Genomic DNA, 17,618 nt, shown 5'->3' with positions numbered 1-17,618 from the left:
GGAAGACCTGCCACCCAGCGGCAAAAACAACCGGCAAAGGTTAACACGCCCTAATATTAATTAGAGTCTGCTGGCTTCGCCGTGACTGAGCTTGTGTTATCAGGTTGCTCAGGTTTTTGGCTTAGCCGGCGCCAGCACCATTCCAATGGACCTTGCTGATAATAACGCAGATAAAGTTGGCTAAAGCCCAGTTGTAACAGCAGCATCAGCACAGCGATAGTCGTTAGCTGCAGTCTATCCAGGGTGGCAAACCATTCCGGCCGCAGCACGCGGAACAACAGTACCATCAATACGGTTTGGCTGATGTAGAGTGTCAGTGCCAGCTTGCCGCAAGGTGCCAGCCAGCGTTGTGGCCACTGCGAAGCGCGTTGCTGGATCAACCAACTGGCGAAGGCTAAAGCCATCATCACCTCGGCCAGATAGGCCCAAGGCAAAATAGAATTTAAGCTGAACAGATAATCTGTCGCCTGATCCAGCCAAACAATACTCAGGCTAAGCAACAGGCTACCAAAAAAGAGTTTAAAGGTCATACCCATACTGTAGCCGGTGTTAAACCACTGGCTTTTATAGAGCGCCATGCCCAGTAGCATCAGGGCTGTAGTATGCCAGAGTGCTGAAAATGCAAACAGCAGCGCGACCAACAGGCTATGTGTCAGATTGGCAACAACTTGCGGCCAGTAGGGCCCAGTCCAGAGTGCGATTTGTTGTGCGAAGGTTTCAGTATCAGCTAAGTCTGGTGCGATTCCGCTGCTATCAAGCAGGATCATGATGGACAGCATCAACGGCAGGATTAAGCCGATCAAAAAAAAGCGTATCGCTTTACGCCACAGTTGAGCGCTATCAAGCGTGAAATAATTGCGCTTTAAGATCATTAAGCCCGTTAAGGCGTACCAGAGCAGAATATCACCAAACCAAAGGAACCAGCCATGCAGTGCACCGAGCAGTGCTAGCCAATAGAGGCGGCGACGTAAGTAATCAGTACCATATTTTTCTGCGATCAGTAACAAACTGACACCAAACAGCACACTAAAGAGTGTGATAAAGCGGCCTTTAATAAATAGCGTTTGCAGGTTATAAAGCCAGATATCGAGGCTACCGGCTGTTATCCCCGGTAAACGCAGACTGTGGCTATAGTCTGGCGGCAAGGCGAACGCATAGATATTGATTAGGATCAGCGCCAATACGGCCAGGCCGCGGATCTGATCCAATTGTTGCAGTCGTTGCATAAGGTTACCTCCCTGGCAAATAAATCTTTCGTGTTAAAATAACGTAAATTTTACAAAACGCCAGCTCTCTGGGCTTACTCAGGCTGTCGGTTCAGTTAGCAAGACGGCGCCGGCGCAGAGCTCTTGCAGCTGCAGCTTAAAACTTGCCAGGTCGGCGGCAGCCAGGCTGACGGATAATGCAACACCCTGTTGATACTGGACATCCAGTAAGGTGGCATCAAACTGCGCCAATAACTGACGGATCCGGGCTTCTAAAGCAAAGTCTGCGGCGATCCGCAGCAGACTTTGCGGACTTACTATGGTTAACAGAGCCTGTTGTGCTGCCTGCGATACTGCTGCGGAATAAGCGCGTACCAGGCCGCCGGCGCCGAGCTTAATACCACCAAAATAGCGTACCACCACCGCCAGACAATTTCCCAGTTCGCGCTCGGTTAGCACATGTAGCATCGGTTTACCCGCTGTACCACTGGGTTCGCCATCGTCACTAAAGGCCTGAGTCTGCGGCTGGCGGGTATTGCCAATAATGTAGGCCCAACAGACATGGGCCGCGTCTTTGTAGTTTTCGCGGTAATGTTGCAGCCAGTGCAGCGCCTGTTCACGATCGCTTACCGGTTGCAGGAAGGTAATAAACTCGCTGTTTTTCTCCAGCAACCGGTGTTCAACGGCGGCAGCCAGAATACTGTAATGGCTCATCGCAGGCCTGTGTTATCTGAAACCAGGTCGCTATTATAGGCAGAAAAAAGCCGGCAGTCAGGCTGCCGGTTATGTTACAGCATGTTAGTGGATTAATCGGCCTGCAGATACTGCAGCGCCTGCTCCAAGACTTCATCACGCCCGGCTTTGATACCGGCTACCGTCGGCGTGACGAAAACATCGGGCACTATGCCAACCCGCTGTGTCGGTGTCTTATCCGGATAAAACACTCCGATACCGGATAGACCGGTAGTGTCGCCACCAGGCAATATGATTGGCGAGACATTGCCATCCGCACCGGCTGTGGTGCTACCAAACACTTTCGCTTTGGGCGCACCGCGAAATGCCATAGTGGTATATTCCGCCATACTTTGCGTTTGCTCGTTGATAAGAATAGCTATTTTTCCTTTGTAATAGTCAGGATTTTCTTTACCAACAGCAATTTGGTCGCCCCAGTTAAATTGGCCGGGGTTGCTTGGGTGCATTTTGGTAAATTTCACAAAGGAATAAGGCTGTGGGTAGAGATATTCGGCTAAACTGAACACCACAAAATCAGACGGATAGTTACGAATATCAATAACGAGTCCTTTGGTATCAGCTAATTGCTGCATCATGTCGCTAATATTTACTCCGGCAATTTTATCTAAACGGATATAACCAATCTCAGGGGTTATGCGGTGAGACGCCGTATCTCCGTAATTATAATAAAAACGCTGACGCTCAATAGCATCTAATGGCAGCATGGGTAATACCAGAGTCAGTGCTTTATTATCGCGCAGCACCTTAACCTCTAATTGTTCAGTATTGGCCCGAAGTAGCCACCTGGCCCAGTTGCGCATCCGGGTCGGCTCATTGGACGCTGCTGCAATAGGGCGTAAATATTCCAGGCGTTCGGTAATGGCTTTGTTGTCAATATGGGTGATGATATCGCCGACTCTGATGGGTAAAGTCTCCTGATAAACCTTATATACAACCGCTTGTTGCTCGACAAAGCGAACATCAACAGGAGCACTATTAGTGCCGATAAACTGTCGTAATAAAGAGAAGTCGGCAGGGTTAAACTGGCTATGGGTATCGTGGATAGCATAGATCACTTTGGCTAATGCCAATTGATAGTCCAGCTCTGATTTCGCCGATACAATTGCTGGAATCGCATTCAGTAATACTTGCTCCCAGGGTTGTTCTGTTAGATCGCGGTACGGTGAGTAGTAGTGAATGATATTCCACAGCCTGAACAGGGAGAGTAAACGAAAGCCTGAATCCTGATAGCTAATATTAGTGTACGGCTTTTCGTTAAATACAGGATTGGCCACCCCGGGGGCAGGCTTTACCCAATAATGCGGTATAGGAAGCTCTGTGGCATAGATGCGGGCCAGTTGTTGGTTTAATTCTGCCGATAAATTCCAGCCTAACCAGAACTCTGCCGGATGCACTAATGCAGCCTCGCTACTTTCCTTACATTTATCGCAGGGGGTTAACTCTCCGAGCTGACTGATCCAGGTAATAAGTTTTTTGTCTCTTTCCGCGTCAGATACGGTAAGTAGTTGCGGAATTAACCGGAATAACTCCGCATCCATACTAATATTGCCCTTTGCAGATTCAGGGTGATAATACTTTACAAAGCCCCATACTTTAGCCAATACCGCCAGATTTTGCTGTTATGCAGCAGATAGTTGGCTAATTCTTATGCCAGAATCCTGCTCGAATTGGTGTGGTTCCGAAGCGATAAAGGTGGGTTTTGGTGCTTGCTCCAGCGGCATACCATCCAGTGTCAGCTTTAAATCTGCGAAGTAGGCCGTACCCGTGCCGGCTAGCAGTGTGCCAAATGTCAGCATGTCGACATCAGGCGGTACCTCTACAGAAAGTTCAATTTGTTGCCACGCCTCAGTGCCCTTCAACATGTTTTCGCCCATATTGTCGAAAGCTGCCAGGTTACTGCCACTGTCCAGCCTGATCCAAAGTGCGGCACCGCCATCGGTACTGACTTGGTCTGTTTTTATCCAGCCAGTTAACTTGAGCGATTTTCCGATAAAATCAAAAGGGGTAGCCTGTGCAGCATAAGCAAAGCTATCTGATGAAGTCTCAGTTCGACTTAAGCGCAGGCTTTGACCTGACGATGTTGGGTGCTCTCTGGTGATAACCTCTGGCTCATTGCCTTGGATATTCCAACCGATGGGCATTTGCTCTGCAACTTGTGAGAAATCGAGATTAACGGGGGTAGATTGAGCGGCCAGGCTCACTGACCAAAATAACAAAAAACTGATAAATCCTTTCATTAGGTATCCTTATGAAAAATGTGGCTGAGCGCATCTGAGTGATTTAGCTGTACCACCATAAAATAACTATTGGGCTATTGCAATATTGTTTTATGTGTGAATTTATTGTGTCTTTGGTGCGCTATAGTTGATAGTTACTCGGTCATCGCGGCGTCAATAACTGGGGCAGTTTAGTTAGTGGTCAGCTTTTGCGGATCCAACAAGCTGGCCAACTCCTCCCGATCGATCCCGGTTTGCTCGGCGGCGACATCCAGAATAGGGCGTTGTTGTTGGTAGGCTTGCTTGGCAATACGCGCTGCCTGTTCATAGCCAATACGGCTGTTAAGGGCTGTGACCAGGATCGGGTTTTGCGCCAGACTGGAAGCAATATGTGGCTCGTTGACGGTAAAGCCGGCGATGGCCTGTTTAGCCAGTGCGTCACAACTGCCACTGAGTAAAGCTATGGCGTGAAGTAAGTTATCGGCCACCAGCGGCAACATCACGTTAAGTTCAAAATTGCCGGATTGGGCAGCGATGCTAATCGCTGTATCACAGCCAAATACCTGAGCACAGGCCATAGCAACGGCTTCCGGAATAACCGGGTTCACTTTGCCGGGCATAATTGACGAGCCTGGCTGCAAAGCGGGCAGGCTGATTTCCGCTAAACCCGCTAGGGGGCCGGAATTCATCCAACGCAAGTCGTTAGCGATCTTTAGTAAGGCGGCGGCCAGCGTTTTCAGGCAACCTGATAACGCCAGGGCGCCGTCCTGCGAGCTGAGGTTAAAGAAAAAATCCGGGCTGACGCTCAGCCTCAGACCGGTTTGCTTACTGAGCTGTTGGGCGAACCTCGCCGCAAACCCGGGGTGGGCGTTAATGCCGGTTCCTACCGCGGTGCCGCCCTGCGCCAGTTGGCTTAACAGCGGTATCTGCTGCTGTAGTTGTTGTGTGGCATGTTGCAACTGACTGTGCCAGCCACCCAGTACCTGCGCGAAGGTCACGGGCATCGCATCCATTAAATGGGTGCGACCGGTTTTAACAATATGGCCGACAGTGGCAGATTTTTCGCTGATCGTCTGCTGCAAGCCCTGAATCGCCGGTAGTAACTGCTGCTGTAACGCCAGCAAGCTGCTGAGCTGGATCGCGGTTGGTATCGTATCGTTGCTGCTTTGCCCCAGATTTACCTGATCATTAGGGTGTATTTTGGCACCGCTGAGCTGGCTGGCCAACGTCGCCAGCACCTCATTCACATTCATATTGCTGCTGGTACCCGAGCCGGTTTGTAGCACCGGCACCGGAAATTGACTTAAGTCGGTGTCGTGCAGTAGTTGCTCTGCTGCCTGACTGATTGCCTGGGCCTGCGGCGCGGTGAGTAAGCCAAGTTCGGCATTGGTGAGGGCTGCGGCTTTTTTAATCTGCAGTAAGGCTTTGATAAAACCCACTGGCATTGGCTTGAGGCTAATCTGAAAGTTTTGTACGGCACGCTGAGTTTGTGCCTGATACAAGGCTTTCGCAGGTACTTGCAGCTCTCCCATCGAATCATGCTCAATCCGAAAACTCATGTTACACCCCCTGATAAAAAATCTGGTTTAAACAACTGGTACTCCAGGCGCGACCAGCTTGACCACAGGTTTTGCATATTCCGATAGTTCTTGCATGCGATTAAATGATAATAGTTATCATTAACCAAAAGTCAAGCTATCGATAATCAACAACGGCAGACCAGCTGCCGTTGCGACGCCGGGGATTAGGCCGCAGGCAGGATATAACTGATATGTTGATAAAAGCGTACAATCAGATCCTGGCGCTCTGCCGGAATCTCCAGTTGCCGGGCGAAGCTACGTAGCGCGTCTTCGACCTGGTTCATAAAGCGGCCATAGCCAAACTCGGTGTTGTCGTCTTTATCGGCCACAATAATAAAGTGTGCGCTCTCAACCAGCTTATCAGCCTGCCAGAAGGTGAGCAGCTGGGGCTCAGTACAATCCGGGTTAAAACTAATTTTCTGCAGCTCGCGGTTCTGCTCGATTTGGTCCCACTTGCTGCTGCGCACTACCGGTGTCAGACCATTGGCAACGATGGCCAGCCGGTCCAGCTTTTTGCCGGCACAGGCTTCGACAAAGCGTTGTTGCAGCTGTTGATACAGCGGGCTAAAGTCGGTCGCACCCGCTGCAAGCCATTGCTGTTTAAGCTGCCGGGTAAGGGGCAGGGTAACAGTGACGTAAGTCAGCTCGCTGTGTTCGTCCGGTAGCGCACAGTGCCGGGCTTTGTAACGTGGGTAGAGGCCGCGCAGTTTATAGCCATAACTTTCTTTATGACCTTTAGTTTTTGCAAACAGATCATAAGACAGCTGCTGATGGTCGCGCAGTTTCAGTGCCGGCTTACCAGGTAACTGTTGCTGCCAGGCCTGCAGACACTGTACTACTTTGCTGTGAAAGGCCGCAGCCTGGGATCGCAGCTCTTCGCCGGTGGCCAGAAATACCACCCGGATCTTGCGTGCCTGATAATCATGCTGGCTGAAGATACCCTGACCTTCATGGTATTTAGGATTATAGAAAAACAGGATCTGCTTTTCGGTTTGCAAGGTATAGGCTTCCTGATGGAAACGGACCACCGGCAGTTTGTCATTGGCAATTAATTGCACATTGTGCAAATCATATTGCGGCAGTAGCGCAAACAGTTGTTGGGCTAACTGCTGGTAGCAGGCTTCATGACTGCTGAACTGCTGGTAGAACGCCGCGTCGGGCTTAAATTCTGCCAGTAAATACTGATTAGAACGGGCTGTGGTACTGATATAAACACGATGCGGATTGTGGCTGGCCATAGTAGCTCTCCTTAACCATTAACTGCGGCTAAGTGTAGCGAAAAGGGCCGGCCGGATTGTTGCGGTAGATTAAAGTATCGGCCGCCATTTTAGTACTCTGTTCAGGGTTCGTTCAGCTCCTGATGATGCTTGCCGAATACTGGAATAGTAATGTGCCAGCGGATCGCCGCCAGCCGCAACAATAATAAGCCCAGCATACCGGCCAGCATCGCGTACAGCTGCGGTACCGCCAGTGCCAATAGCGAGGTATAGATAATGCCGCCAAAAATACAGGTAAAGGCATAAAGTTCGCCGCGAAACACCATCGGTACTTCGCGGCACAACACGTCACGGATCATGCCGCCACAGACGCCACTCATGGTGCCGAGCATAATGGCCACCATGCTGGAGGTACCATGATCCAGCGCCTTCTGGGTACCCATAATCACAAAGAATGCCAAACCAAAGGCGTCGGCAATTTGCAGGGTATTATTGGGAATGGTCAGCCGGTTACGTACCAGCAGGATAGTGCCGATAGCGGCAACAAAGATGGCATAAAAGTAGGCATTATTATTTATCCAGATCACCGGTACATCCAGGATCAGGTCGCGCAGGGTACCGCCGCCGATGGCTGTAACACTGGCCAGCACGATCACGCCAAAGCCGTCCATATGGTTACGCCAGGCCGCCAGGGTACCGGAAATGGCAAACACCGCTATCCCCAGTAAATCAAACCATAAAAAATATTCCGGCATCTTCTGTATTCCATGGCGAACTTCGGTCAATTGTAACAGTCTGCTTTTAGCTACACCTTAAAATAACACTGTCAAAACTTTATTGCGACGATAAGGCTATGGTAGTCTGCACAATTTCGCGGAAGATGTTGTAGAACTGATGAAAAAAACACTGATTATTTCGCTCGGCGCGCTGCTGTTGGCAACCGCGGGGTTTTACTATGGCAATTATAAAGCTGAGCGCTTGATCGCCGGCCAGATTGAATTGATTAACAGCTCCTATGCCGAGATGGCGAGTCAGGGGCTGATGCCGGCAGTACAGCTAGATTACAGCAAAATCCGCGCGAACTACTGGCGCGATCATTACCGCTTAAGCGGCTTACAGCTGCAAATCGCCGGTGTGGGTACCGTGGCTGAAATTGGCCGCTTAAGTATCCGCGGTTTTAAACCCGGCAAGTTGTCGCAGCAGGGTGAATTACGGATCCAGCAATTGCAGCTGAGTAACCTGCTACAGCAGATGCTGCCGCCGGAAGTCGGAAAATTGCTGGCTGCATCGCCGCTATGGCTGGATTACCGGTATCAATACCAACCTACGCAGGATCTGTTGACCTTGCAGCAGCAACTGCGGGTTGGCGATGCGATGCGGTTAGAGCTGCAACTGCAACTGACAGCGGTACAGGCGTTATGGCAGTTAGGCAGTGAGCTGGCGGCGATGGATCTGGAACAGCAGCAGGCTTATCAGCAAGGTAAGCAGCAGCCGAGAGTGCAGCAGGCGCTGGCGGCGCTGCAGTTGGTCAGCGGCGAACTGACACTGGAAAATAACGGCTATTTGCAGCAATTGCAGCCCGTGCTGTTAGCGCAGCCGGCTACGGCGCAGCTGGCAGAGCTAAAGCCACAACTGGAAGTCTATGTGCAAAGTACTGAGTTGGTCACTGAGCGCATTCGCGAGAATTTGCTGCTATTTATCAGTAACCCGCAGCGGGTAAAACTGAGCTTTAATTTACAGCGGCCGCTGACCTGGCAGCAGTTGCAAAGCGGTGAGCTGGCAGAGGAGTTGACCACCCCCGAGCAGTGGGTGGCCTTTACCGGTTTACTGGTCGAAGCCAACTAATCTTGGTTGCACTTCGACACGGCTAGCGCTAACCCAACCAGGGTAAGTTACTACGCCGCTGCGCCTCAAAGGCGGCGATCTGGGGATTTAACTGCTCGCTGGAGCCGATAAAATCCAGCCCGGAGAGTAAACGCTGTTTAATATCCGGATCGATATTAAAGCCCATCGCCGCGTTATTGCCGAACAGGATCTCCTGGCTTGCCAGATCGATCTGCCACTGCTGCGGCCCCTGGGCACAGCGGTTAAACAACAGCTCGATATTGGTTTTGCTTAAGGTAATTAATAACATGCCGTTATTGACACTGTTATTAAAGAAAATATCGGCAAAACTTTCGGCAATAATCACATTAAAGCCGTATTGCTGCAACGCCCAGGGCGCATGCTCGCGGCTGGAACCACAGCCAAAGTTGGCGCGGGTTAATAAAATTGACGCGCCCTGATATTGCGGATAATTCAGCACAAACTCCGGGTTGGCTGCGCCATCAGCCAGATAACGCCAGTCATAAAACAGCGCTTCAGCAAAGCCATCGCGGCTCACCGAGGTTAAAAACTGCTTGGGAATAATCTGGTCGGTATCAACGTTATTTTTATCCAGCGGACACACCAGGCCTTGTTTAAAAATCTGGCTCATTGGGCGGCTCCTTCTAAACGGGCGACATTAACAAACTTACCGGCGATGGCGGCGGCGGCGGCCATCGCCGGGCTAACTAAGTGCGTACGGGCGCCACGGCCCTGACGGCCTTCAAAGTTACGGTTACTGGTGGAAGCGCAGCGCTGACCGGCGGCGACTTGATCGTCATTCATACCCAGACACATTGAGCAGCCCGGTTCCCGCCATTCAAAGCCCGCTTGTTTAAAGATCTCGGCCAGACCTTCCTGCTCGGCCTGCCGCTTGACCACGCCAGAGCCAGGCACGACCAATGCCCGCACGCCGGGCGCGACCTTGCGATCCCGCACGACGCTGGCGGCGGCACGTAAGTCTTCAATCCGGCTATTGGTGCAGCTACCGATAAAGACCACATCAACGGCACAGTCGGTCAGTTTCTGGCCGGCGCTTAAGCCCATATATTGCAGGGCGCGTTCCGCGGCCTGACGCTTGGTGTCGTCGCTAAAGCTTTCCGGTGCCGGAATGGGTTCATCAACGGCAATCACCTGCTCCGGATTAGTGCCCCAGGTAATTTGCGGGCTGATGCTGCTGGCATCCAGGCTGATGCTTTTATCAAAAACGGCATCGGCATCGGAATGCAGGCTCTGCCAATAGCTAACCGCAGCGTCCCAATGCTCAGCCTGTGGTGCATGGGCTTTGCCTTTTAAATAGGCAAAGGTAGTGTCATCCGGGGCAATTAAACCGGCTTTGGCACCCATTTCAATACTCATATTGCACAGTGTCATGCGGCCTTCCATACTCATGCCGCGAATGGCGCTCCCGCAAAACTCGGCGACATAGCCATTACCGCCAGCCGTACCTAATTTGCCAATGACCGCCAGGATCACATCTTTGGGCGTAACATGAGCCGGCAGGTCACCGTTAATTTCCACTTTCAGGGTTTTCGCTTGCTGCTGTGGCAGGGTTTGGGTGGCCAGCACGTGCTCAACTTCCGAGGTGCCGATACCAAAGGCCAGAGCACCGAAAGCACCATGCGTCGAGGTATGCGAATCACCACAGACAATAATCATCCCCGGCTGGGTTAAGCCTTGCTCCGGGCCAATCACGTGCACTATGCCCTGATCGGGGTGGGTCAGATCCAGCAGTGGAATACGGTGCTCATCACAGTTGGCGGCCAGGGCTTCTAATTGCTTGCGCGAGGTTTCACCGGCCGCATCCAGGCTGCGGCGCTGCGTAGAAACATTATGGTCCATGGTAGCAAAGGTTAGATCCGGGCGGCGCACCGCGCGGCCAGCCAGTTTTAAGCCGGAGAACGCCTGCGGTGACGTCACTTCATGAATTAAATGCCGGTCGACAAATAATAAATCGGTGCTGGCGTTTAATTTGCCAACCACATGGCTGTGGTAAATTTTCTGATACAGGGTCTGGCCCATCAGTGTGTCTCCTGCTGTAAGGTGGCGACAATGGCCGCGCCAACGGCGGCGGTGCCATAAGTAGATTTCGGGTCGATATCACGGGTGACGATGTGCTGCTCTAAACACTGCTGCACTGCGCGCTCAATCGCCTGCGCAGCGGCTTCTTCACCAAAGCTGTAACGCAGCATCAGGGCGGCACTTAATATTTGTGCGATAGGGTTGGCAATCCCCTGGCCGGCGATATCCGGTGCGCTGCCACCGGCGGGCTCGTACAAGCCAAAGCCGCTGCCATTTAAACTGGCCGACGGTAACAAGCCCAATGAACCGGCGATGGCGGCAATTTCATCGGATAAAATATCGCCGAACAGGTTATCGCACAGCATCACGTCGAACTGCTGTGGACTGCGGATCAGCTGCATCGCCGCATTGTCGATATACATATGCTCCAGTGTCACATCCGGGTAGTTTTTGGCCACCTGTTCCACCGTTTCGCGCCATAAAATACTGGTTTGCAGCACATTGGCTTTATCAATAGAGGTGACTTTTTTGCCGCGCTTTTGCGCCGCCTGAAAGGCTACTTCGGCAATGCGGGTCACTTCTGCCACGCTGTAGCGCTGGGTATCAAAGGCAGTGTCGCCGCTACGACCCTTTTCGCCAAAATAAATACCGCCGGTGAGTTCGCGGATACACAGCACATCCATGCCTTTGCTGCTGACCCTTGGATGCAGTGGCGATAAGTCGGCAAAGGCCGGATAAATTTGCCCCGGACGCATATTGCAGAATAAGTCGAAGGTTTTACGCAGTGGCAGCAAAGAGCCGCGCTCAGGTTGCATATCCGGTGCCAGGCCGGTCCACTTTGGCCCGCCGACGGAGCCAAACAAAATGGCATCGCTGGCTTTACATAGAGCCAGCGTGTCCGGCGGCAGTGGTACGCCGGTGGCATCCAGGGCGGCGCCGCCAACCAGCGCTTCGGTTAACGTTAATTGGAACTGAAATTTATCCGCCACCACCTGCAGTACCTTAATCGCCTCGGCCATGACCTCCGGGCCGATACCATCGCCGGGCAATACCGCGATCTTGTAATGCTTACTCATATCTCACCTGCTGCTTGTTTAATTTGGGATTCGTTCGCTTTGGCCTGTTTATGGGCGTCGATGGTTTGGGCACGTTGGATCATATTCAGCACATGCACATAGGCCAGCACTGAGGCGCGGACGATATCGGTGGCCAAACCGGCACCATGGAAGCGCCGCCCTTCATGTTCGGCAATAATATCGACCTGACCCAGGGCGTCTTCGCCACTGCCTTTCGCCGACAGGTTAAAATCGACCATCCGGATCTGTAATTTGCTAATGCGCTGTACCGCCTGAAACGCCGCTTCGACCGGGCCATTGCCGGTGGCGGCTTCGGTAAAGATCTTGCCGCCGCAACTTAAGCCTACGGTGGCGCTGGCGACATGGCCGGTATGGGTCGAGGAGCTTAAAAACTCCAACTTGTAGAACTCGTCCTGCTCCTGCAAATTCTGGAAGAACACCAGGGCTTCTAAATCGTAATCAAACACCCGGCCTTTCTGATCGGCCAGTGCGACAAAGCTGCTGTACACCGCTTCCAGATCGTAGTCGTCTTTGGTGTAACCCAGCTCAGCCAAGCGGTGCTGAATAACATGACGGCCCGAGCGTGATGTCAGGTTTAATTCGTTCTGGCGGATGCCGACCTGTTCAGGCGAGATAATTTCATAGGTGCTTTGCGCTTTTAACACGCCATCCTGGTGAATACCCGAGCTGTGGGCAAAGGCATTTTCGCCAACGATGGCTTTGTTGGGCTGGATGGGCATATTGCAGATCTGGCTGACCAGATGGCTGCTGCGGTAAATCTCGGTGGTTTTAATGTCGGTATACAGCGGCGCTAAAATATCCTTGCGGGTGTTGATAATCATCGCCACTTCTTCCAGCGAGCAGTTACCGGCCCGCTCACCAATACCATTGACGGTACATTCAATCTGCCGCGCGCCGGCCTGAATGGCGCTGATACTGTTCGCCACCGCCAGCCCCAGGTCATTATGACAATGCACACTTAAGCGCGCCTTATCGATATTCGGCACCTTGTTACGCAGCGTGCTGATAATAGCCGCATATTCGTTGGGGATGGTGTAACCCACGGTATCCGGAATATTAATGGTGGTGGCGCCGGCAGCAATGGCCCGCTCGACTATCCAGCATAAATCGTCCACCGGGGTGCGGCCGGCATCTTCGCAGGAGAATTCGATATCATCGGTATAGCGGCTGGCCAGTTTAATGGCGGCGACCGCCTGATCTGAGGCTTCGGCCAGGGTTTTGCGCAGCTTGTACTGCAAATGCAGCGGGGAAGTGGCAATAAAGGTATGAATCCGGCGGCGTTCCGCATCTTTTAACGCGGCGCCACAGGCTTCAATATCGGCTGCCACTGCCCGCGCCAGGCCGCAAATGATCGGGCCTTTTACTTCGCGCGCGATACGCTGTACCGAATCAAAATCACCGGGGCTGGACACCGGGAAGCCGACTTCCATTACATCGACATTTAAGCGGGCAATGGCATGCGCCAGCTGGATTTTTTGCTTCTGGCTTAAACTGGCACGCAGTGCCTGCTCGCCATCACGCAGGGTGGTATCGAAGATCCAGATTTTGTTATCAGCACTCATTACGCAATCCTATGTTATCAAATCGTGGCGTACTGCTTGCCGGGATAAAAACAAAAAACCCCGGCCTTGGGCACGGGGTTTTAGGTTTATCGGTAAGGGTTTTTCACCAATAAGCACGGCCCCGCGCAGCGCAGAGGAGCACGAGGAGGAGGCTATTGAAACGCACTAATACCGAAGAAATCATTTACTGCCTTGAAAGTCGAAGTTGCAGAACGTCATTAGTAATACCATGGTTATTTTTTATCTGCAACAGTATAGATGGCTAAATGGATAAATTTTTGCAGAAACTTTAGTCGCATAAGGCAACGCATATTGCGTAACCTTTGACTCACCGCTAGATTAGCCGACATTCTTCCCATTGCAGGATTGCGAATGAAAACCCTATTCAAACCTTTAACTGCGCTGTTGTGCAGCACCCTGTTGCTGACGGCCTGTGATAAACCCGTGGCACCTTTAAACAGTGAGCCGGCCGCAGCGGTCAGTGTTGCCGTATTGGATGAAGCCGCCGAGCACTATGTGAAACTGGTGCTGGCACTCGGCCAATACGATAGCAACTATGTCGATGCCTATTATGGCCCGGCTGAATGGGCCGAGGCAGTAAAACAGCAGCCGCAACCCCTGCCAGAGCTACTTGCTGAAGCTCAGCTGCTGCGCGATGCGTTACAGGCGCATAGCGAAACGGATGCGATGTTAAAGTTGCGGCTGCATTATTTACAGCGACAGCTAACGGCGCTGATTAGCCATGCCGATACGCTACAAAACGGCACTGCGGCCAGCTTTGAACAACAAGCTAGCGAACTCTACGATACCCAGCCACCGCAACAGGACCTAAGCAGCTTTGCCCCTGTGTTGGCTGAGCTGGAGCAACTGGTACCCGGCGAGGGCAGCCTGACCGAGCGGGTCGTGGCCTATCGCAAAAATTTTGTTATTCCGGCGGATAAATTACAGCTGGTGTTTGAACGGGCGATCGCGGAATGCCGCGACCGGACCTTACAGCGCATCAGCTTGCCGGCGCAGGAGAATTTTACGCTGGAGTTTGTGACCGACAAACCCTGGAGCGGTTATAACTGGTATCAGGGCAAGGCTTATAGTCTGATCCAGATTAATACCGAGCGGCCGATTGATATCTCCCGCGCTGTCGATCTGGGCTGTCACGAGGGCTACCCCGGCCATCACACCTATAATGCGCTACTGGAAACCGAGCTAAAACAACAGCGTAACTGGGTGGAGTTTAGTGTTTATGCGCTATTCAGCCCGCAGTCGTTAATCGCGGAAGGCACCGCCAACTATGGTATTGATATCGCCTTTCCCGGTGAGCAAAAACTGGCGTTTGAACGCGACGTACTTTACCCGTTAGCCGGGCTGGATCCATCGCAGGCCGCCAGCTACGACCGCTTTTTAAAACTGATGGCACGCCTTAGTTATGCCGGTAATGAAATCGCCCGTTTATTGCTAAATGGCGAGATTGACGAAGAACAATTTGTTGCGCTGCAACAGCAATATTTGTTGCAAAGTGAGGCCGAAGCGCGGCAGCGGCTACGTTTTGTCAGAAGTTACGGCGCCTATGTGATTAACTATAACTGGGGCAAAGATCTGGTAAAACAGTATGTCGAGCAGGCAAGCAGCGAAGATGAGCGTTGGCAGCGTTTTATTAGCTTATTATCGACGCCGAAACTGCCATCTTCATTAGCCTGGTAACAGAGTAAAAACGCGGCCGCGTCAGGCTTGAAGCTACGCGGCGCGCCCCCATTATTGAGCAAGATATTTTAACAGGAATTGTTATGGAACGTTATTTTGAACGTTTAATGTATGCCACGCGCTGGATTATGGCGCCAATTTACCTTGGCTTAAGCTTGTGCTTGCTGGCGCTGGGTATTAAATTTTTCCAGGAAGTGTTTCACTTTATTCCGCTGATTTTTAGTATGAAAGAAGTGGAACTGATCCTGATTACGTTAAGCCTGATCGATATCGCCCTGGTTGGCGGCCTGATTGTGATGGTGATGTTTTCCGGCTATGAGAACTTTGTCTCGCGTTTAGACTTACATGGTCACGACGATAAGTTGGGCTGGCTGGGTAAGCTCGACTCTAATTCCCTGAAAAATAAGGTCGCGGCCTCTATTGTTGCCATCTCGTCGATTCACCTGTTGAAGGTGTTTATGAATACTGAGCAAATTGAGAATGACAAGATTATGTGGTACCTGTTAATCCATATTACCTTTGTCATCTCTGCTTTTGCGATGGGTTACCTGGATAAAATCTTACGCGATAAACCAGACCCGAAAATTGTTGTGCCTGATCACACACAGAAATAACTTGCATATCGGCGCAGCCTTAATTAAGATGCGCGCCGTTCTGTCGGTGCCCACGCACAGTATGCCCGGGTGGTGAAATCGGTAGACACAAGGGATTTAAAATCCCTCGGGGGAAACCCCGTGCCGGTTCAAGTCCGGCCCCGGGCACCATTTAAAGCTGCTGATTCTAAATAGATTTTTAATCAGGCAGCGCTAAGAACCACAGGCAATACCAGATTGCGATGTGCGAAAGAAGTGCAACACAATGCGAGTTTAGCTCAGCTGGTAGAGCGCGACCTTGCCAAGGTCGAGGTCACGAGTTCGAACCTCGTAACTCGCTCCAAACTCCGAAAAAGCCGCTTTGAAAGCGGCTTCAGACTGCTGACAAAGTCCTGGACGCCGATCCAGGACTTTGATCTAATAGGGTTAGTTGATTTGAAGGCTAACCAACATGCTCAAAACTCCCTCTCCTCAACAATATCAGTTAGAAATGGTCACGCTCGAAGAGCTGGTACCGAAGAACCATTTGGTTCGCAAGGTCGATGCCGCCATTGATTTCGAGTTCATTCGTGCTGAAGTCGAACATCTCTACTGCAAAGATAATGGCCGTCCGCCGATTGACCCTGTCCGTTTGTTTAAGATGATGATCCTCGGCTATCTGTTTGGCATTCCCAGTGAGCGTCGTCTGGTACAGGAAATTCAGGTTAATGTGGCTTATCGCTGGTTTTTGCGGATGGGATTAACCGAGAAAGTGCCTGATGCCTCCACGCTGAGCCAGAATCGTATTCGTCGTTTTAACGGCACGGATGTGTTTCAGCGTATCTTCGACCGGATAGTTGAACAGGCGTATGAGCAGCGTCTGATTGGTGGTCACACGCTTTACACTGACAGCACACATTTAAAAGCCAATGCCAATAAGCGCAAGGCGGTGAACAAAGAGGTGGCGGTCAGTGCATCGGCGTATATCGCTGAGCTCAACAAGGCGGTTGAAGAGGACCGGTTAGCCCATGGCAAAGCGCCACTGAAGCAAGATGACTCGAAGGAGCCCGAAACCAAAAATCAAAAGGTCAGCACAACCGACCCTGACAGTGGCTTTATGACGCGGGAAGGCAAACCACAGGGCTTCTTCTACCTTGGACCATCGCACCGTGGATGGCCGCCACGGCATCATCACGGATACCTTCGTGACGCCGGGGAATGTGCATGATAGCCAGCCCTATCTGGCCAGATTAGACCGTCAGCTTGAGCGCTTTAAGTTTAGTCCGATAGCCGTTGGTTTGGATGCGGGCTACTTTACTGCACCGCTTTGCCATTTAATCCGGGAGCGGCAAATTGCACCGGTTATTGCCTACCGTCGTCCCAATGTCACCGCTAATCCGATTAAGAAGAAGCAATTTACCTACGATAAAACAACCGATACCTATCGTTGCCCCCAAGGTGAAATCCTGACTTACAGCACGACAGACCGTCAGGGCTACCGGCATTATCAATCTAACCCTAAAGTGTGTCAGGATTGCCCGCTACGTCAGGACTGCACGAAGAACAAGCAGTATAAGAAAACGATAACCCGGCATGTCTGGGAAGAGGATAAAGAGCATGTGAGTGGTTTGCGGCTGCTGTCCGTGGGGTAAGAAGATTTACAACCGACGAAAAGAGACGGTTGAACGCAGCTTCGCAGACGCAAAACAGCATCATGGCCATCGCTATGCACGGTTCCGTGGTCTGGCGAAAGTGCAGATGCAGTGTTTACTGGCGGCGGTAGCGCAAAACATCAAGAAAATGGCCTTGCTGGCCTTTTTATCGCTTTTTTAT

14 protein-coding genes, 2 tRNA genes and 1 pseudogene are annotated in these 17,618 nt (G+C 51.6%); 6 read left to right on the top strand and 11 right to left on the bottom strand.

What is annotated here, in order from left to right; translation table 11 throughout:
• Nucleotides 1-56: 56 nt before the first annotated feature.
• The 7 genes from AJE_RS07660 to AJE_RS07630 form a co-directional block, all read right to left on the bottom strand.
• Nucleotides 57-1,226, bottom strand: a complete 1,170-nt coding sequence (locus tag AJE_RS07660; RefSeq protein WP_008950360.1) for a DUF418 domain-containing protein — start codon at nt 1,224-1,226, stop codon at nt 57-59.
• A 78-nt stretch (nt 1,227-1,304) separates the two neighbouring features.
• The gene (locus tag AJE_RS07655; RefSeq protein ID WP_008950359.1) at nt 1,305-1,919 is read right to left on the bottom strand and encodes a YigZ family protein; all 615 of its coding nucleotides are present in this window, start codon (nt 1,917-1,919) and stop codon (nt 1,305-1,307) included.
• Between the two features lie 92 nt (nt 1,920-2,011).
• Nucleotides 2,012-3,496: a S41 family peptidase gene (locus AJE_RS07650; RefSeq protein WP_138984210.1), complete on the bottom strand. Its 1,485-nt coding sequence runs from the start codon at nt 3,494-3,496 to the stop codon at nt 2,012-2,014.
• Nucleotides 3,497-3,577: 81 nt separating this feature from the next.
• A complete protein-coding gene (locus tag AJE_RS07645; protein ID WP_039928273.1) occupies nt 3,578-4,195 on the bottom strand; it encodes a hypothetical protein in 618 nt (205 codons plus the stop codon).
• Between the two features lie 170 nt (nt 4,196-4,365).
• Entirely contained in the window at nt 4,366-5,733 is a 1,368-nt protein-coding gene (locus AJE_RS07640; RefSeq protein ID WP_008950358.1) for a class II fumarate hydratase, read from the bottom strand.
• A 185-nt stretch (nt 5,734-5,918) separates the two neighbouring features.
• Entirely contained in the window at nt 5,919-6,992 is a 1,074-nt protein-coding gene (locus tag AJE_RS07635; protein WP_008950357.1) for a DUF3083 family protein, read from the bottom strand.
• A gap of 101 nt (nt 6,993-7,093) precedes the next feature.
• Nucleotides 7,094-7,726, bottom strand: coding sequence for a trimeric intracellular cation channel family protein (locus tag AJE_RS07630; RefSeq protein ID WP_008950356.1), 633 nt, complete (start codon nt 7,724-7,726; stop codon nt 7,094-7,096).
• Nucleotides 7,727-7,865: 139 nt separating this feature from the next.
• Here AJE_RS07630 and AJE_RS07625 point away from each other — a divergent pair, with 139 nt between their 5' ends.
• Nucleotides 7,866-8,816 (top strand): hypothetical protein, encoded by a 951-nt coding sequence (locus AJE_RS07625; protein ID WP_008950355.1) that lies wholly within the window; start codon nt 7,866-7,868, stop codon nt 8,814-8,816.
• A gap of 28 nt (nt 8,817-8,844) precedes the next feature.
• On the opposite strand, the gene leuD is transcribed toward AJE_RS07625, so the two are convergent.
• From leuD to leuA, 4 genes are read right to left on the bottom strand one after another with little or no spacing between them, the layout of a single operon-like run.
• Entirely contained in the window at nt 8,845-9,447 is a 603-nt protein-coding gene (leuD, locus tag AJE_RS07620; RefSeq protein ID WP_008950354.1) for a 3-isopropylmalate dehydratase small subunit, read from the bottom strand.
• Entirely contained in the window at nt 9,444-10,856 is a 1,413-nt protein-coding gene (gene leuC / locus AJE_RS07615; protein ID WP_008950353.1) for a 3-isopropylmalate dehydratase large subunit, read from the bottom strand. The genes leuD and leuC overlap by 4 nt, the downstream gene beginning before the upstream one ends.
• The gene (gene leuB / locus AJE_RS07610) at nt 10,856-11,932 is read right to left on the bottom strand and encodes a 3-isopropylmalate dehydrogenase (RefSeq protein ID WP_008606576.1); all 1,077 of its coding nucleotides are present in this window, start codon (nt 11,930-11,932) and stop codon (nt 10,856-10,858) included. The genes leuC and leuB overlap by 1 nt, the downstream gene beginning before the upstream one ends.
• Nucleotides 11,929-13,515 carry a 2-isopropylmalate synthase gene (gene leuA / locus AJE_RS07605; protein WP_008606577.1) on the bottom strand — a complete coding sequence of 529 codons (1,587 nt, stop codon included), beginning with the start codon at nt 13,513-13,515 and terminating at the stop codon, nt 11,929-11,931. The genes leuB and leuA overlap by 4 nt, the downstream gene beginning before the upstream one ends.
• Nucleotides 13,516-13,887: 372 nt before the next feature.
• On the opposite strand from leuA, the gene AJE_RS07600 reads away from it, so the two are divergent.
• The 5 genes and pseudogenes from AJE_RS07600 to AJE_RS07580 all read left to right on the top strand — a co-directional run.
• A complete protein-coding gene (locus AJE_RS07600) occupies nt 13,888-15,213 on the top strand; it encodes a hypothetical protein (protein ID WP_008606579.1) in 1,326 nt (441 codons plus the stop codon).
• An 83-nt stretch (nt 15,214-15,296) separates the two neighbouring features.
• Entirely contained in the window at nt 15,297-15,827 is a 531-nt protein-coding gene (locus tag AJE_RS07595; RefSeq protein ID WP_008606580.1) for a TIGR00645 family protein, read from the top strand.
• A gap of 63 nt (nt 15,828-15,890) precedes the next feature.
• A tRNA-Leu gene (locus tag AJE_RS07590) sits at nt 15,891-15,977 on the top strand.
• A gap of 96 nt (nt 15,978-16,073) precedes the next feature.
• Nucleotides 16,074-16,149, top strand: a tRNA-Gly gene (locus AJE_RS07585).
• 108 nt (nt 16,150-16,257) lie between these two features.
• Nucleotides 16,258-17,618, top strand: a pseudogene (locus AJE_RS07580) (IS1182 family transposase); the annotation flags it as partial.

Source organism: Alishewanella jeotgali KCTC 22429 (assembly GCF_000245735.1).
Lineage (GTDB): Bacteria > Pseudomonadota > Gammaproteobacteria > Enterobacterales > Alteromonadaceae > Alishewanella > Alishewanella jeotgali.
Note: the sequence above shows the minus strand (reverse complement) of the source record. Positions and strands in the feature narration are given on the sequence as shown.

Excerpts from the sequence above, each read along its gene's own strand:
- leuA (WP_008606577.1), bottom strand. The coding sequence starts at position 13,515 with ATGAGTGCTGATAACAAAATCTGGATCTTCGATACCACCCTGCGTGAT.
- leuD (WP_008950354.1), bottom strand. The coding sequence starts at position 9,447 with ATGAGCCAGATTTTTAAACAAGGCCTGGTGTGTCCGCTGGATAAAAAT.
- leuB (WP_008606576.1), bottom strand. The coding sequence starts at position 11,932 with ATGAGTAAGCATTACAAGATCGCGGTATTGCCCGGCGATGGTATCGGC.
- AJE_RS07635 (WP_008950357.1), bottom strand. The coding sequence starts at position 6,992 with ATGGCCAGCCACAATCCGCATCGTGTTTATATCAGTACCACAGCCCGT.
- AJE_RS07655 (WP_008950359.1), bottom strand. The coding sequence starts at position 1,919 with ATGAGCCATTACAGTATTCTGGCTGCCGCCGTTGAACACCGGTTGCTG.
- AJE_RS07645 (WP_039928273.1), bottom strand. The coding sequence starts at position 4,195 with ATGAAAGGATTTATCAGTTTTTTGTTATTTTGGTCAGTGAGCCTGGCC.
- AJE_RS07640 (WP_008950358.1), bottom strand. The coding sequence starts at position 5,733 with ATGAGTTTTCGGATTGAGCATGATTCGATGGGAGAGCTGCAAGTACCT.
- AJE_RS07630 (WP_008950356.1), bottom strand. The coding sequence starts at position 7,726 with ATGCCGGAATATTTTTTATGGTTTGATTTACTGGGGATAGCGGTGTTT.
- leuC (WP_008950353.1), bottom strand. The coding sequence starts at position 10,856 with ATGGGCCAGACCCTGTATCAGAAAATTTACCACAGCCATGTGGTTGGC.
- AJE_RS07650 (WP_138984210.1), bottom strand. The coding sequence starts at position 3,496 with ATGGATGCGGAGTTATTCCGGTTAATTCCGCAACTACTTACCGTATCT.
- AJE_RS07600 (WP_008606579.1), top strand. The coding sequence starts at position 13,888 with ATGAAAACCCTATTCAAACCTTTAACTGCGCTGTTGTGCAGCACCCTG.
- AJE_RS07660 (WP_008950360.1), bottom strand. The coding sequence starts at position 1,226 with ATGCAACGACTGCAACAATTGGATCAGATCCGCGGCCTGGCCGTATTG.
- AJE_RS07595 (WP_008606580.1), top strand. The coding sequence starts at position 15,297 with ATGGAACGTTATTTTGAACGTTTAATGTATGCCACGCGCTGGATTATG.
- AJE_RS07625 (WP_008950355.1), top strand. The coding sequence starts at position 7,866 with ATGAAAAAAACACTGATTATTTCGCTCGGCGCGCTGCTGTTGGCAACC.